Annotated in this window: 13 protein-coding genes; 7 read left to right on the top strand and 6 right to left on the bottom strand. The window is 69.3% G+C overall.

The features are described 5' to 3' along the window. Positions 1 to 2: 2 nt before the first annotated feature. From IE318_RS22580 to IE318_RS22570, 3 genes are all read right to left on the bottom strand, one after another. Positions 3 to 218, bottom strand: coding sequence for a hypothetical protein (locus tag IE318_RS22580; protein ID WP_229903685.1), 216 nt, complete (start codon positions 216 to 218; stop codon positions 3 to 5). Positions 219 to 392: 174 nt separating this feature from the next. Beyond that, positions 393 to 1,298 (bottom strand): RNA polymerase sigma-70 factor, encoded by a 906-nt coding sequence (locus IE318_RS22575; RefSeq protein WP_189903111.1) that lies wholly within the window; start codon positions 1,296 to 1,298, stop codon positions 393 to 395. Next, positions 1,295 to 2,431 (bottom strand): NAD(P)/FAD-dependent oxidoreductase, encoded by a 1,137-nt coding sequence (locus IE318_RS22570; protein WP_189903109.1) that lies wholly within the window; start codon positions 2,429 to 2,431, stop codon positions 1,295 to 1,297. Before IE318_RS22570 ends, IE318_RS22575 begins: the two co-directional genes overlap by 4 nt. A 600-nt stretch (positions 2,432 to 3,031) precedes the next feature. Between IE318_RS22570 and IE318_RS22565 the strand changes: the two genes are divergently transcribed. From IE318_RS22565 to IE318_RS22555, 3 genes are all read left to right on the top strand, one after another. Then, positions 3,032 to 3,994 carry a permease gene (locus tag IE318_RS22565; RefSeq protein WP_189903236.1) on the top strand — a complete coding sequence of 321 codons (963 nt, stop codon included), beginning with the start codon at positions 3,032 to 3,034 and terminating at the stop codon, positions 3,992 to 3,994. Then, the gene (locus IE318_RS22560) at positions 3,991 to 4,791 is read left to right on the top strand and encodes a TIGR03943 family putative permease subunit (RefSeq protein ID WP_189903107.1); all 801 of its coding nucleotides are present in this window, start codon (positions 3,991 to 3,993) and stop codon (positions 4,789 to 4,791) included. Before IE318_RS22565 ends, IE318_RS22560 begins: the two co-directional genes overlap by 4 nt. A gap of 895 nt (positions 4,792 to 5,686) precedes the next feature. Further along, positions 5,687 to 6,352 (top strand): phosphotransferase, encoded by a 666-nt coding sequence (locus IE318_RS22555; RefSeq protein ID WP_189903105.1) that lies wholly within the window; start codon positions 5,687 to 5,689, stop codon positions 6,350 to 6,352. A gap of 286 nt (positions 6,353 to 6,638) precedes the next feature. Here IE318_RS22555 and IE318_RS22550 read toward each other — a convergent pair whose 3' ends face one another. The 3 genes from IE318_RS22550 to IE318_RS22545 form a co-directional block, all read right to left on the bottom strand. After that, positions 6,639 to 7,334 (bottom strand): lysophospholipid acyltransferase family protein, encoded by a 696-nt coding sequence (locus IE318_RS22550; protein WP_189903103.1) that lies wholly within the window; start codon positions 7,332 to 7,334, stop codon positions 6,639 to 6,641. A 501-nt stretch (positions 7,335 to 7,835) separates the two neighbouring features. Beyond that, entirely contained in the window at positions 7,836 to 7,967 is a 132-nt protein-coding gene (locus tag IE318_RS46150; protein ID WP_268256745.1) for a hypothetical protein, read from the bottom strand. 376 nt (positions 7,968 to 8,343) lie between these two features. After that, a complete protein-coding gene (locus tag IE318_RS22545; protein WP_189903234.1) occupies positions 8,344 to 8,802 on the bottom strand; it encodes an NUDIX hydrolase in 459 nt (152 codons plus the stop codon). Positions 8,803 to 9,102: 300 nt separating this feature from the next. On the opposite strand from IE318_RS22545, the gene IE318_RS22540 reads away from it, so the two are divergent. From IE318_RS22540 to IE318_RS22525, 4 genes are all read left to right on the top strand, one after another. After that, a complete protein-coding gene (locus IE318_RS22540) occupies positions 9,103 to 9,252 on the top strand; it encodes a hypothetical protein (RefSeq protein ID WP_189903101.1) in 150 nt (49 codons plus the stop codon). Positions 9,253 to 9,621: 369 nt separating this feature from the next. After that, positions 9,622 to 13,137: a phosphodiester glycosidase family protein gene (locus IE318_RS22535; RefSeq protein ID WP_189903099.1), complete on the top strand. Its 3,516-nt coding sequence runs from the start codon at positions 9,622 to 9,624 to the stop codon at positions 13,135 to 13,137. Between the two features lie 491 nt (positions 13,138 to 13,628). Next, positions 13,629 to 13,934 carry a WhiB family transcriptional regulator gene (locus IE318_RS46535; protein ID WP_373311243.1) on the top strand — a complete coding sequence of 102 codons (306 nt, stop codon included), beginning with the start codon at positions 13,629 to 13,631 and terminating at the stop codon, positions 13,932 to 13,934. 144 nt (positions 13,935 to 14,078) lie between these two features. Next, positions 14,079 to 14,843, top strand: coding sequence for an SDR family NAD(P)-dependent oxidoreductase (locus IE318_RS22525; protein ID WP_030173441.1), 765 nt, complete (start codon positions 14,079 to 14,081; stop codon positions 14,841 to 14,843). Positions 14,844 to 14,877 lie beyond the last annotated feature (34 nt).

Below are 14,877 nucleotides of genomic sequence, written 5' to 3'. Positions count from 1 at the left end.
GATCAGTGGAAGAAGCGGAGGCGGCGGACGGTGAGCCGGCCGTCGTCTCCGCGCCCGACGACGTGCGTCGTTCTCGGCGTCGGCTCCTCTCCCTCGAACACCGCCTCGCCCCTCGCCAGCAGATCGCCGATGAATTTCTCGGTCGCCCGGCGCTCGGCGTCCTCGCTCTGTCCGGCCTCTTCCGGGTTCGTTGCGTCTTCGTCACTGTTCGCACTCATAATGTGCACTTTATTCCGTGGGTGGCTTGATATGTGCGGTCCAGGTACCGGGTGCGGCAGTGGGACGCGTCGTGGGCACGGGCCGACACACGCTGGGGCCGATGGCGCAAAAGGGTGAGCGGCCCTTCCGGGCCGACCCTCGGTTGCCGTCCGAGGGCAGTTCCCGCCCAACGCTCACCGCGTCGCTACGTCGTGGGCGGTGCCGTCCGTGATGGCCCGGAGCTTGTCGGGGTTGGCTACGTTGTGGACGGCGGTAATGCGACCGTCGAATTCGAAGTCGAAGGTGACGGTGGCGATCACCCGGTCCGGGGTGCTGAACACGATGCCGGGGCCGCCGTTGATCTCGACGAGCTCGGCGCGGATGTCGGCGGGCTGGACACCCTGGTAGGTGACCGTGCCGATGGCCGCGAACCACGAGGCCACCGTCTGCGCTCCCACGACCGGCTTGAGCGCCTGACGGACCTTGCCGCCGCCGTCGGTCCACAGGGTGACGTCCGGCGACAACAGTTCCATCAGGGTGTTGATGTCACCACCGGTCGCGGCGACGAAGAACCGCTCGGTGACCTCGCGCTGCCGAGAGCGGTCGGCGGCAAACCGGGGCCTGCGGGCCCGTACGTGCTCACGCGCACGGTGCGCGGCCTGTCGTACCGCCGCCTCGGACCGCTCCACCGCCTCCGCGATCTCGGCGTGGCTGAAGCCGAAGACCTCCTTCAGCACGAAGACCGCGCGCTCCAGCGGGCTCAGCGTCTCCAGCACCACCAGCATCGCCATCGACACCGACTCGGCGTCCGTGACGGCGTCGGCGGTGTCGCTGCTGGTGAGGATGGGCTCGGGCAGCCACGGGCCGACGTAGGTCTCGCGCTTGTGCCGGGTGGAACGCAGGCGTTCCAGCGCCAAGTTGGACACGATCCGTGTCAAGTACGCTCTGGGGTCGGTAACTTGGCCACGGTCGGCGGACGACCACTTGATCCAGGCGTCCTGCACCGCGTCCTCGGCGTCGGCCGCGGAGCCGAGGACGCGGTAGGCCACGGAGAACAGCAGCTTGCGGTACTCGTGGAAGACCTGCTGGTCGGCGCTCACTCGCCATCCTCGGCGACGGGGGTGAAGCGACCGCCGTGCGGCCAGAACGCGCCCGAGGCGGGCATCTTCTTCATGCGGCCGAAGGTCGGCCAGGGCGAGGCAGTCACCGTCTCCTTATACCGGGCCGCCATCCGGCCGGTCAGATGAATTCGTCGCGGGCTGTCGTCGGGGCGGGTGAACTGCACGACGGCGTCGTGCCGGCCCAGGCTCACCGGCGTGTGGTAGTAGCCGAAGCGGAACGGCTTGGGCCGCTTGCCCTTCAGCGTGCGGACGATCGACACCGCGGCGTGCACGCCGGTCGGCATCCCGCCCTGGCAGGTGCCGTGCATGACGCCGTAGCCCTGGCGGATCGCTGCGGCGTCACCGATGGCGTACACATCGGGGTGCGACACCGAACGCAGCGCGGTGTCGGTGACGATACGGCCGTGTTCGTCGACGGCCAGTCCGGCGGCGGCTGCCAGCGGCGACACCCGCGTACCGCTCGTCCACAGGACTACATCGGCGGCGACGCTCTGCCCGTCCGCCAGCTCGACCGACCCGGGCAGCGCTTTCACCGCCTCGACGCCGCTGCGCACGCGGACGCCGAGGCGGTCGAGCGCCGACTGCAGGTACCTCCTGGCCTTCGGGGTCATGGCCGCACCGGGTTCGTCCCGGCCCAGCAGTACGACGTTCAGCTCCGGGTGCCGCTCGGCGATCTCCGCTGCCGACTCGATGCCGGTCAGCCCACTGCCGACGATCACTGCCGTGCCGCTGCCGAGCCGCGCCAGCCGATCGGCCAGCACCTCGGCGTCCTGGGGGCTGTTGAGGGTGTACGCGTGGTCGTCGACGCCCGGCACCGCAGTCGTGTCGGCCACGCTGCCCAATCCGTACACCAGCGTGTCGTAATGCAGGACCCGGTCGTCGTCGATCCGTACCGTACGTGCGTCCGCGTCCACCGCCGTCACCCAGCCGCGCACGAACTGTGCGCCCGTCCCCTCCAACAGCTCCGGAATGCTCAGCTCGGCGAGTTGCTGCCCGGTCGCCGTCATGTGCAACCGCAGCCGCTCGGTGAACCGCTCCTGCGCGTTCACCACGGTCACCCGCACGTCCTCGCGCCGCTTGACCCGGGTCGCGAGTTGGACAGCTGCGGACATGCCCGAATAGCCGCGCCCAGGATCAGAACGCGGTGGGTGGTGGTCACCGTGCCGGTTTCGTGCTGTTCGCTCATCGCTCTGCCTTCCTCCGCTCGCTGTTGACGACCAGTGGATGGAAGCTGCGAGCCAGTCCGTGACATGAGGCCGATGTGATGCGCGCCACAGTTGGCTTGGTAGCCGGTAGCCTCCTCGTCGAGTCCGCAATCAACCGGGGAGAAGAGCGCGGGTGGGGAATTTCGGGGGGTGCCGACGGGGCGGAATGACAGGGTGAGGACACGGGCCTGCCGCACTGCGGTCCGTGTTCCTTCGACGCTCGCGAAGTGGGAGTGTGGTGTCACTGGCTGTCTGCGTGGTGCTGGAGTGGCCTTGGACTGCACATGGTGCGGGTGGTTCCAGAGCGGGTTGAACGTCTGTGCTGTGGCCGTCGTAGTCAGGGGCGAGGCAGACCGACAAGCGCAGCCCGCCGGAGGTGTCGCACCCGTGGCCACCACAAGACCAGCCCTCACGACCGCGACGGACGACCGGGACGCGATCGTACGGGCGCCGGACGGCCCGGAACGACCGGCAGAGACCGCGGGTGAGCGTACCGGCGGGGATCGTATGGCCGGTGATGGCTGGCACGTGAACTCCTCCCTTGCCTTGATCACGGTCCTGCTCCTGGTCGTCGTGGTGCAGGGCCCGATCCGCTCGGCGCTCGCCGCTCCGGTGATGCAGAGCTGGATGACGGTGTTCGTCGCGGTCGTGCTCCAGGCGCTGCCGTTTCTGGTGTTGGGCGTCTTGCTGTCCGCGGTGCTCGCGGTCTTCGTCCCTTCCTCGTTCTTCGCCCGTGCACTGCCGAACCGCCCAGGGCTCGCCGTGCCGGTCGCAGGCATGGCGGGCGCGGTGCTGCCGGGCTGCGAGTGTGCGTCGGTCCCGGTGGCGGGGGCGCTGGTGCGTCGTGGCGTGACTCCCGCGGCGGCACTCGCATTCCTTCTGTCCGCGCCGGCGATCAACCCGGTCGTGCTGACGGCGACGGCGGTGGCGTTCCCGCGCCGGCCGGAGATGGTGCTGGGCCGTTTCGCGGCCGGCCTGCTCGTCGCCTGTGCCATGGGCTGGCTGTGGCAGCGACTGGGCCGCACGGACTGGCTGCGTCCGCCGGCACACGCGAGGTACGACGGGCGGAGCAAGGGCGCGGCATTCTGGGACTCGGTCCGGCACGACGTGATGCACGCAGGGGGTTTCCTGGTCCTGGGCGCGATGGCGGCTGCGACGCTCAAGACGGTGGCCCCGGCGGACTGGCTGCGCACGGCGGCGGGTAATCCCTTTACAGCCGTAGGCGCGTTGGCGGTCTTGGCCGTAGTGCTGTCGATCTGTTCGGAAGCGGACGCGTTCGTGGCGGCCTCGCTGACGCAGTTCTCGCTGACGGCGAAGCTGGTGTTCCTGGTGGTCGGCCCGATGATCGACCTGAAGTTGTTCGCGATGCAGGCGGGTACCTTCGGCCGTGGTTTCGCTCTCCGCTTCGCCCCGGCCACTTTCGTGCTGGCGATCGCGGGAGCGGTCGTGACTGGGGCGGTGCTCCTGTGAACCGGCAGGTTCAGGCGGTGGTCATGTTCCTGGTCGGCGCGGTACTACTGCATGCCGGGTTCACGGATCTGTATCTGCGGTACGTGAAGGCAGGCTTGCGGCCGCTGCTGCTGGCGGCGGGGGCGGTGTTGATGGTTGGGGCGCCGGCGGCGGTCTGGTACGAGTTCAAGGGCCGGAGGCGACACGCCCAGCAGGACAGACGCGAGGACGCGCATGCTCACCGGGTCCACGACGACGGCCCTGACCCCGGTGACGAACATGACCACCGTGTGGACAATGATCACGGGCACCGCGAAGCGCGCATCTCATGGCTGCTGTTGGTCCCCCTCTTCGCGCTGATGCTGGTGGCGCCGCCGGCACTCGGCTCCTACAGCGCGATGCGTACCGGTACGGCGTTGCAGCAGCCGTACGGCTACGCGAAGCTTCCGGCCTCGGACCCCGTGCCGATCAGCCTGGTCGACTACGCGGGGCGCGCGGTGTACGACCACGGCCGGTCGCTGCGCAACCGAAAGGTACGGATCACGGGCTTCGTGGCCCTGGACACCAAAGGCGCGCCGTACCTGGTCCGGATGGCCCTGAACTGCTGCGCCGCGGACGCCCAGCCGGTGAAGCTCGCCCTGATGGGCGACATTCCGCCAGTCCTGCGACCGGACGCATGGCTGCAAGTGACGGGCGTATACACCCCGAAGCAGACCAAGGATCCGGTGAACAACCGCCCGATCCCGTACCTGCAGGTAACCGAGGCGAAACCGGTGCCGACCCCGCGAGATCCGTACGACGAAAGCTGGAACCGGTGAAAGGTCCAATCCCTACTGGCTGGTCGCCGGCCGGCGTGGTCCGAGGGGGGAAGCGGGGACGGCTCGCTGTACGAGGATCGCGTAGCCGGTCGCAGCCACGGCCGTGATGGCAAAGCTCGCCGGCATCCCTGGCTCCGCCTGGGAGGAGAGAGGACCCTGACCACACCTCCTGCACCGCCAGACCGGTTGGGAGGACAAGCGCCTGGCACGGGCGGTCGGTGTGCCGGATCGCGGCGCTGCAAGGTGGCGGGCAAGCTGAGCAGCGAAAGCCGACGGCCTGAAGGCAGCTCTGACTGCGCTTCCGTGGAGCACCAGCCGGTGCCGACGAGAGCGATGGGCATCTGGCGTGACCATCACGCAGTCGCGGCCGGAACCAGCGACCTGCTGATCGACCAGATCGAGTTCGCCGATGTCATCGTGTGGTGGGTGTCCTCTGGGCCGGGAGCGTTCTGCGCGTACTGCGTCGGGCTGCCGGCGCGCTCGGGCCGCCTTGCGGCGCGTCCCGAACCGGAGCTCACGGCGGTGGCTCATGAACGGGAATCGGGCGGGCTCCCGCGCCGCCTGTCGGGAGACCAGCGCCGGGGTGCTGTCGGAAGGCTCCGGGGCCGTCGACCGGACGAACGTCAAGTGGATTGCGCGGTCCGGTACTTTCTCGCCGACCATCCTCCGCTTCCTCAATGCCCCGGTCGTCGCTGCAATCGAGGCATCGGTGTTCTGCTGCCTCCGGCGGCCGCCGTTCCAGCACCGCCTGTACGGGCGCGAGCCGGCACGGTGTCCCGCCCCGCCGGCCGGTGGACTCAGCCATGCAGGGTGGGCCGGTAGAGCAGCTCTTTGGGCCACAACGTCACTGCCGCCGGCTAGGAGCATGGGTCAGTAACGCCAGTAGAGTCACGGTGTGACCGAGTTCGTTTTGCTAGCGGCTGGCCGAGACGCTGATGTCTACGCTCTCGACTCGCAGCGCGTCCTGCGTCGATATCGGGATGAAGGGGACGTGGCCGCTGAAGCCGCTGTGATGGCCTATGTGGGTGGGTTGGGATTCCCGGTGCCACGGGTCTACTCGGCGAATGGTGGTGATCTGGTCCTCGAACGGCTCACCGGTCCGACCATGCTGCAGGCGCTGGGCTCCGGGGAGATCACCGCGGTGGCGGCTGCGGACCTGCTGGCCGGCCTGCATGCGCGCCTGCACGCGTTGCCGCCACAGATGCCGCACAAGCCCGGAGACCGCCAGGTGCATCTGGATCTGCACCCGGCGAATGTCATGCTCGAAGCGCGAGGACCGGTTGTGATCGACTGGCGTAACTCCGGACAGGGTCCGCCTGAGTTCGATGTCGCCGTGTCCGCACTGATCGTGGCGCAAGTCGCGGTCGACTCCGTGCGGGAGGAGGCCGCGCTAGCCGGTACGTTCCTCACCGCGTTCTTGGCCGGCGTCGGCGCTGTGCCTTCCGAGGCGTTGGATCAGGCAGTGCGGTTCCGGCGGGACGACCCCAACCTGACTGCCCGCGAGATCGGCTTGCTGAGCGCGGCGGTCTCGTTGATCGGGGCGTCGCGGCCACAGCCGTGATGCGTGCCGATCAGACGGCAGCCCACCCGCGGTGCGTGACTGTTCGTACGGGATGATCAGGGCATGCGCGATGGTGATGGGCTGTTCGCCATGGAGCCGGTCCAGCTGCCCGAGCGGGGGAGCCGACGGCATGGGTGACAGTGGACAAGCGGTTCCGGGCGTTCGACCCGCATCAGGTCCTGCTGCTGCCTCCGTCGCTGGACGACTGGCTGCCTGAGGACCACCTCGCCCGGTTCGGAGGCCTTCGAGGCCCCAGTCTTGAGCGCGCCCAACGGCGGCGGAGACCTCAGCTTCCCCGGCGCCCCGGAGCTTGTGCGGCCTTCACGTCGGCCGCGTACAGATCCACGTACTCCTGGCCCGAAAGCCGCAAGATCGCGTACGTGATCTCGTCGGTGACGGCCCGCAGCACCGTCTCCTGGTGCGCCGTCCCCGCAAAGTGCGAGAAGTCCAGCGGTTCCCCGAAGCGGATCGTGACGGGCGGGTGTCTCTTCCGGACACGTGCCCGATCCCAGATCTGGTACGTCCCCACCATCGCGCACGGAATCACCGGAACCCGCGCCGCCAGAGCCATCACCGCCACCCCCACCTTGCCCTTGTACAGCCGGCCGTCGGGGGAGCGCGTGCCCTCTGGATAGATCGCGAGCAGTTCTCCCTGCGCCAGTACCGCCTGCCCCTCGCTGAGGGCTGCCTGTCCTGCCGCCCTGCCCGACCTGTCCACCGAGATCTGCCCGGTACGGCGAAGGATCAGCGCGGTCAGCCGGCCCCTGAGACCCGGCGCCGTGAAGTACTCCGCCTTGGCCAGGAACGTGATGCGCCGTTTCAGTACCGCGGCCATGAGGAGGGGGTCGGCGAAGGACAGGTGGTTCCCGGCGACGATCGCCGCACCCTGCGTCGGAACATGCTCGAGACCCTCGACCCGCGGCCGCAACAGCAACCTCAGCAATGGTCCCAGAAGGACGTACTTGAGCATGTAATAGATCACGGGGCGGCTTCTTCACTGCCGAATCGACTTCCCGGCACACCCGGGCCGGGTTGCCGAGTCACATCCTCCTCCGGCCTGGACCCGGGAAACGGTCTCCGGCGCCTGGCGGCCTCGCGAATCCTCACGGGCCGGCCGGGCCCAGGGCACGTCACGGCCCGGGGGCCAGGACGCTGTGCGGGGACTCCGCGCCTATGCCCCGCAGTCCAGCAGACCGCGCCCGCGCTCTTCACCCCAATCTTCTTCCCGCCAGGGGCAACGTCGCCACCGGCCACGTCAGGCAACCATGCGCCGACCGCCGACCGCCGACCGCCGACCGCCGACCGCCGACCGCCGGCCGCCGATCACGCCAGACTCCGGACAAGCCCATCAGTGCAAGGCAACCAGATGGACATGCTGAGCGGACCGCGTGGAGAGGAGGTGGCCTTCGGGCACCTTCCATGTTTGGAGGTCAATGAACGAGAACGAGGTGGAAGGATGAGGTGGTCAGATGCGCATGACCGATCAGGCGTGCGCGGTGGCCGACTGTCGGCCGGCGGTGAACGTCTTCCAGAGCTGGGCGGACAGACGAACCAGGGCGGCCTCCAGCAGGGCGACCGCCACCTGGGTCAGTATCTTGGCAAGAATGTGCGGCATGATCGGCCGTCTTTCATGAGGATTGTGCTGGGTACCTCTCCTTTGTCCGGTCCCACGGCATCCGGCAGGCGGCAGTCACATGACCTGAAGGTGAACTCTCCCTTTCCGGAGTGCCACGTTCCCCGGCCCCAGCCGACGGGTCACGTCGGTCGCCACGGTGGGCAACACTGCGGATTCCGCCGCCGACGTCAGCGCGATCGTCCAGCCCGCTGGGCCCAGGGACCGGCTGCCGAAGAAGTGGCTCAGCCCCGGCACCGTCACGATCACGCCCAGCATCATCAGAGACCTCACCACCACTGCGGCGGCCACCGGGTCGCGGCCCGCAGCGTCTGAAACAGCTCGGCTCACTTATCCGGCGTGTGGGTTCGGCGGCTGATTAGTGACTGTAACGGGTATCGGTGGTCCATCGCGGGTCGATGCGGCCCAGCCATGCATCTTGATCGTCGGCCAGTGGTTGCCTCAAGGGAAGCGAGAGGAACCGGCAGGCGAAAGTGAGGCCGGCGTCGTCGCCGTCGCCGTGGACGTGGTGCTCCCACGCGTCGGGGGTGTCCGCGGGTGCCTGGAGGTAGAAGAAGCCGGTTCGTCGTGGCTGACCCGTGTCGGGGTGGGGCTTGTCCTCCACGGCAATCTGCCGGACCACTGTGGTTGTCAGCAGACCGGTCTCCTCGGCGACCTCTCGGAGAACCGCGTCTTCCAGTCCTTCGCCCGACTTGACTCCTCCCGCAGGGACCTGGGTGCCGGCCTCCGGTATACCGACATGGTCGAACACCAACAGCTCGGGGACGGCACGATGCCGGATCACGTATGCGGCGACACGGACTCTGGGTCGGGTCATCCCGGCATTGTCAGTCATCGGCACCGTTCATGATGGCCAACGCGGGCGGCTTCATCTGGCGCTAGTCGGACGACGTAGGCAACGTCCGCGGGCAGCTCGACCATCGGCGGCTCCGCCCTGAACCGGCGGGCTGCTTTGGCGGCTGGTGTCTGAGCTGGGGTGCGGCGCGAAGTCGCACGCTAGCTCTGGCACAGGCCGATCAGGGTCGAGCGTCGCCTCGGCGAGCTGCGCACCGGCGGGAGCACGGCGGAGGTCGATCGAAGCGCAGGCGGCCTCGCCTGCCGCCTGGGCGCCCTCCGCGTGCGCCTCGACCTGCTCGATCCCGCCGTCCTGGTCCGCGTCCGGGTCGTCCATGGTGACCGCGCCGTCGGTGTGCTGGTCGTCCAGGAGCAGTGCCAGGCGGTCTCCCGCCCCTCCGTCGACCAAAGCGTCCCACGCAGATCCTCGTGAAGACCGGGTGGCTCACGATGTCCATGTCGCTGCGCTGGACGGGTCGTCGGGGTCGCCGTCCGGGCCGACGCAGCCGACAACGGGGCCCGCCGACAGGGCGTCAATTCATCAGGCGGACACGGCAAGCGCTCTCGGGCGCATCACAGCAACAAGCGGCAACTTACGGCCAATGTTCACCAAAGACTTGTGTCGGCGTCGTTCTCACGTACGGGTAGCCCTTTGTGATCGGTTGTGCGTCCATGATCGAAATGGGCGTAGCGGGGGAGTTTCCCCCGCTTCCTCTCTTTACCCGAGGTACCCATGAGATTGATGGTCTTGAACCATCGGCGCACGAGACCATGGCTGGTCGTACTCGCCACAGCGACCGCAATGGCCGCCGCATCTGCCGTCGCGTACGCGGACAGCGGCCCGGTCGCGCCGGTCGTCGTCGCTCCGGCCAACGTCGATCCGGTCACCGGTGTGCCCGTAACCGGTGTGCCCGTCACCGGTGCTCAGACCACCGGTGCGCCCGTGACCGGTGCGCCGGTCACCGGCGGTATCCCCTTGACCAGCACGTCCGAGCAGATCGGCCCGGGGATCGGCCTCCAGCACGTCAAGGCGCTCGACCAGAAGGGCTGGTACGACGCGCAGTTCCTGACCGTGGACCTGACCAACCGCGCGGTCGGCACGGACCTGCTGACCTCCGGACCGGTCGCGTCCGGCGGACCGCTCAGCGAGGCGGCCGACAAGGCCGGTGCCGTCGCCGGCGTCAACGGCGAGTTCTTCGACATCGGCAACTCCAACGCGGCGCTCGGCGGCGAGGTCCAGAACGGGAAGCTGATCAAGTCCGCCGATATCGGCGGCCGTCAGCACGTGGGCGTCACCAAGGACGGCATCGCCCGGCTCGTGGACCTCACGGTCAACGCCAACGCGAACTTCGCGGGTGCGGACCACAAGGTGCTGTCGCTCAACGCCGCGAACGGCGGCGGGGTCCCCGCGGACGGTCTGATCGCGTTCACGTCGGCGTGGGGCGACTACAGCCGCAACCGCGGCCTGACGGGCGTGGCCAACGACCAGATCGCCGAGGTACTGGTCAAGAACGGCTCGGTCGTGTCGGTCACGCCGAACGGTCCCGCGGGCTCGGGCACCATCGCGGACGACAGCTTCGTGCTCGTCGGGCGCGGCGCCGCAGCGACCGCGCTCCGCGCGCTGAAGCCCGGCGACTCGGTGAAGCTCGACTACGATCTCGCCGACAGCGCCGCCAAGACGATGAAGTTCGCGCTCGGCCATGGCGGCACCATCGTCTCCGGCGGCAAGGTCGTCAGCGGTCTCGACACCTCGATCGCCCCGCGCACCGCGCTCGGCTTCAGGAACGGCGGCAGGACGCTCGTTCTCGCCACCTGGGACGGCCCCGGCGGCACCGGCAAGGGCGGTGTCGGGATCGACAAGGAGGCGCGTGACCTCGCCGCGATGGGCGTGGAGACCGCGGTCAACCTCGACGGCGGCGGCTCCAGCACGATGGTCGCCCGCGCGCTCGGCGAGGACGCCGCGACCGTCCGCAACGTCCCGTCCGACGGCCACGAGCGCAACGACCCCAACGGCGTCGGGGTGTTCGTCGCGAAGGGCGACGGCCACCTGGACCAGCTCCTCGTCAAGCCCGCTCCTGGAGCGGCGTCGGCCGACGGCGGTGTGAAGGTCTTCCCGGGAATGCACCGCCGCCTCGTCGCGGAGGGCGTCGACAACCACGAGACGCCGGTGACGGTCGACCCGAAGTCCGTGCTGTGGACCGCGAACGGAGCAGCCGTCAAGGGCGGCAGTCTCGCGGCCCCGGCCCAGGCGCATCGCGCGATCACCGTCCGCGCGCATGTGCGGAACAAGCAGGCGCAGGAGAAGGTCTCCGTCCTCGGCCCGGTCAACAGCGTGGAGATGTCGTCCCAGCGCCTGTCGATCCCCGACGCGACGCCTGACAACGCTGTCACCATCTCCGTGACCGGACGCGACGCCCAGGGCTACACGGCTCCGATCGACCCGCAGGACCTCTCGCTCGACTACGACCACAGCGTCGTGGACATCAAGTCCGTGGACGGCAAGCTGAAGATCACCCCGCTCACCGACGCGGGCACGGTCCTCAAGGTCTCGGTCGGCGGGAAGTCGGTCCAGCTCCCGATCACGGTCGGCGTGCAGACCAAGACGGTCTACGACTTCGACGACGACGTACTCGCCCGCTGGCGCAACAACAGCACCGCGGCCACAACGTTCTCGGCGGACCCCGACGGCCTGCGGATCGACTTCGACGCGATGCGAAACGTGGGCATCACCACGGCATCGGCGGCCGGACGCATTCCGGTGCCCGGCCAACCGCTTCGCCTGCGGATGCGACTCAAGTCGAGCATCAGCGTGCCGAACGGTCTGACCTACATCAGCTACGTCGACGCGGACGGCAAGAGCAACGGCGTCTACGGCAGCGGCCTGACCGCGAGCGACAACTGGCAGAACGCCTCGTTCACGCTGCCGGCGAGCACGAAGTTCCCGATCGCGATCTCGGGCTTCCAGGGCATCAACACGAGCACCGCGCAGCAGAAGGCGGGCACGTTCGTCCTGGACCGCATCGAGGCCGACGTCCCGACGGCGATCGACCTGCCCGCCCAGCCCGACCTGCAGCCGGACCCGCTCGTCTCCGACGACGGCTCGCTGCTCAAGGGCCGCGACACGTGGAGGTTCGCCACGCTGTCGGACGTGCAGTTCACCGCCGACAACCCGGCGTTGACCCAGGTCGCCACGGCCGCCATCCAGCGGATCCGCAAGACCGATCCGGACCTGATCGTCCTCAACGGTGACATCACCGACCGCGGCCTGCCGCAGGACCTCTCCCTCGCCCGCAAGGTACTCACCGACGCCGGGTGCGACCTTATACCGGTCGGCCAGGAGCCGGCGGCGAACAGCACGCCGGACCCGAAGTCCGGCTCGGTCCCCTGCTACTACGTGCCGGGCAACCACGAGTCCTACGGCCTCGACAACGTCCAGCAGGACCTGACGAACTTCACCAAGGAGTTCGGCCGGCCGTACCGCACGTTCGACCACAAGGGCACGCGGTTCATCCTGCTCGCGAGCTCCGTCGGGTCGCTGCGCGGGACGGCATGGGACCAGCTGCCGATGCTCCAGAAGGCGCTCGCCGACGCGAAGAACGACGACTCGGTCAACAACGTCATGGTGTTCGCCCACCACCCGGTGGACGACCCCGCCGAGACGAAGTCGAGCCAGCTCGGCGACCGCGACGAGGCCGCGCTCGTTGAGCACATGCTCACGGACTTCCGTGGCGCCACGGGCAAGGGCGCGGCGATGGTCGGATCCCACGCCCAGATCGCCGATGTCCACCGCCTCGAAGGCGTCCCGTACATGGTGCTGCCGTCGTCGGGCAAGGACCCGTACGGCACGCCGGACCGCGGTGGCTTCACCGGGTGGGTCGACTGGTCCGTCGACGCGGACCGGAGCGCGAACGAGCAGTGGCTCGAGGCCGATGTGCGCGCCTTCGCGCAGTCCATCACGCTCAAGACCCCGGCTTCGGTAGAGGCCGGCAGGACCGCGCAGCTCTCGGGCAGCATCGTGCAGCCGCAGGGCGTGGGGACGGGCACCCGCGTGGTGCCGCTGCGGTACCCGATGTCGGTCCACTGGAGCGGCTCGTCCAACCTGGCGATCGGCAGTGGCAAGCACGCCATCGACCAGGCCCGCGACATGGGTGAGGTCGCGATCCTCGACCCGCAGACCGGGACGCTGACCGCGCTGCGCCGTGGCTCGGTGACCGTGTCGGTGACGAACGACTCGATGCGCGCCTACACCGACGACAGCTCGCTCACGCCGATCACGACCTCGAAGACCATCGAGGTCCTGCCGGCCGCGTCTGAATGACCGTAACCACCATGGACACGTGGCCGTTGCGGACCGGCTCCTGAGCGATCCGGCCGGCCACGCGCAGCGGCCTGGCCGGGGTCGAGCACGCAGGTGCTCGCCCCCGGCGCCCGTTTTCCGGCCGTGGCGCGTCTCGGAATCCTTCCGCCCGGGCACCGAACCTCGGCCTTCGTCAGCACGAGCCGGTAGCGGCGTGCTCGCGCGCCCGGCGTTCATCCGGACCTCGGTGAGGATCGTGACGACGGCTGCGGCGCCGGCCTGACGTTCGGCTCGTAGCCTTTCCCCGTTCGGCTCGTAGCCCGTTCCCGCTGCGCCTCGACGGGTGAGGGCGTGGCTCGCGGAAGGAAGGAGCTGCGGATGCGAGCGGACGAGTCAGTGCCGTTGGGCCGCACAACCCTGCGGATCACTCGCCTCGGTCTGGGACTCGCCTCCCTTGGAGGGCTGGGGATCGGACACGAACCGGCCCAAACAGGGCCTGGGCAGGGTTGGCAGTGATCCAGGCTTCCGCGCACGTCTTGTGCCGACGAACGCATCCCGTTCCCCTGCTCGCCGACCCCGACCGCCTGCCGTGCACAGCCGCAGACCTTCGTCCACGACCGCGGCACCGGCAGGGACCCCGGAGTACGCGACCGCACAGGGCCAAGGCTGCCTGCCGGCGCTGCCCCATCGCCACCGCCTGCCTGCAGTGGGCCCTGTCTCACCCCGGCCTCACCCCGGAGGGCAGCTGGGCTGCCACCACTGCCCGCGAGCGTGCTCTCCTGCGCCAGAGGCTCACCGCCCGGTTCGGCAAGGACTGAGTCGGCATTATTTCTGGACTTGCTGGTCCATTTTTCCTGCCGCACAGTGGCACTGCCCTGGTCCTCCAGGGCCCCGACGGTCGCGGCGGCACCCGCGGTCCGGCCGCTCGGGTCCACACGGAACGACCTGCTGAGGGAGTGACCATGCCGAATCGGCTGGCAGGCAAGACCGCCCTGGTGACCGGGGCGACCAGCAACATCGGGCGGGCGATCGCGGAGGAGATCGCGGCCGAGGGGGCGCATGTCGTCGTCTCGGGCCGCAACCCCGAGCGCGGCGCGGAGGTGGTCGACGGGATCCGCGCACGCGGCGGTCGCGCCGACTTCGTCCGCGCCGACCTGGACGGCAGCGCCGCCGCCTCGCGGGCACTCGCCGAGGAGGCGGGCCGGGTCCTCGGCGGCCGGATCGACGTCCTCGTCAACAACGCCGGCATCTACCCCGCCGACAGCACGGCGGAGACCGACGAGAAGACCTTCGACGAGGTCTACGCGGTCAATGTGAAGGCGCCCTTCTTCCTCACCGCAGCCGTCGCGCCGGCCATGGCGGAGGCCGGCGGCGGGGCGATCGTGAACCTGGGGTCGTGGATCGCGCGGCTGGGCATTCCGGTGGGTGCCCTCTACAGCTCCACCAAGGGCGCCGTCGAGACCCTCACCCGGGCCTGGGCGGCCGAGTTCGGGCCGCGGGGCGTGCGGGTGAACGCTATCTCCCCGGGCGTCGTGCTGCCGTCCGTCCCCGGCGAGGTCCACCCCGCCGAGACCATGATGAAAGGCACTCCCGCGGGCCGTATGGGCACGCCCGACGCGATCGCGAAGGCGGCTGTGTACCTGGCCGCCGACGAGTCCTCCTTCGTCCACGGCATCGTGCTCGACGTCGACGGCGGCCGAACCACCGCCGCCGTGATCGCCGCCTGACGCCCGGTGCCGACCGTCGGCGCCTGCCCCGCCG

Source organism: Streptomyces spiralis, from assembly GCF_014654675.1.
Taxonomy (GTDB): Bacteria; Actinomycetota; Actinomycetes; order Streptomycetales; family Streptomycetaceae; genus Streptomyces; species Streptomyces spiralis.
The sequence above is the reverse complement of the archived record's forward strand: the minus strand, read 5'-3'. Positions and strand labels throughout refer to the sequence as shown.

Coding starts and splice junctions, on each gene's coding strand:
- IE318_RS22570 (WP_189903109.1), bottom strand. CDS start 2,431: ATGTCCGCAGCTGTCCAACTCGCGACCCGGGTCAAGCGGCGCGAGGAC.
- IE318_RS22545 (WP_189903234.1), bottom strand. CDS start 8,802: ATGACCCGACCCAGAGTCCGTGTCGCCGCATACGTGATCCGGCATCGT.
- IE318_RS22525 (WP_030173441.1), top strand. CDS start 14,079: ATGCCGAATCGGCTGGCAGGCAAGACCGCCCTGGTGACCGGGGCGACC.
- IE318_RS22565 (WP_189903236.1), top strand. CDS start 3,032: ATGGCCGGTGATGGCTGGCACGTGAACTCCTCCCTTGCCTTGATCACG.
- IE318_RS22580 (WP_229903685.1), bottom strand. CDS start 218: ATGAGTGCGAACAGTGACGAAGACGCAACGAACCCGGAAGAGGCCGGA.
- IE318_RS46150 (WP_268256745.1), bottom strand. CDS start 7,967: ATGCCGCACATTCTTGCCAAGATACTGACCCAGGTGGCGGTCGCCCTG.
- IE318_RS22535 (WP_189903099.1), top strand. CDS start 9,622: ATGGCCGCCGCATCTGCCGTCGCGTACGCGGACAGCGGCCCGGTCGCG.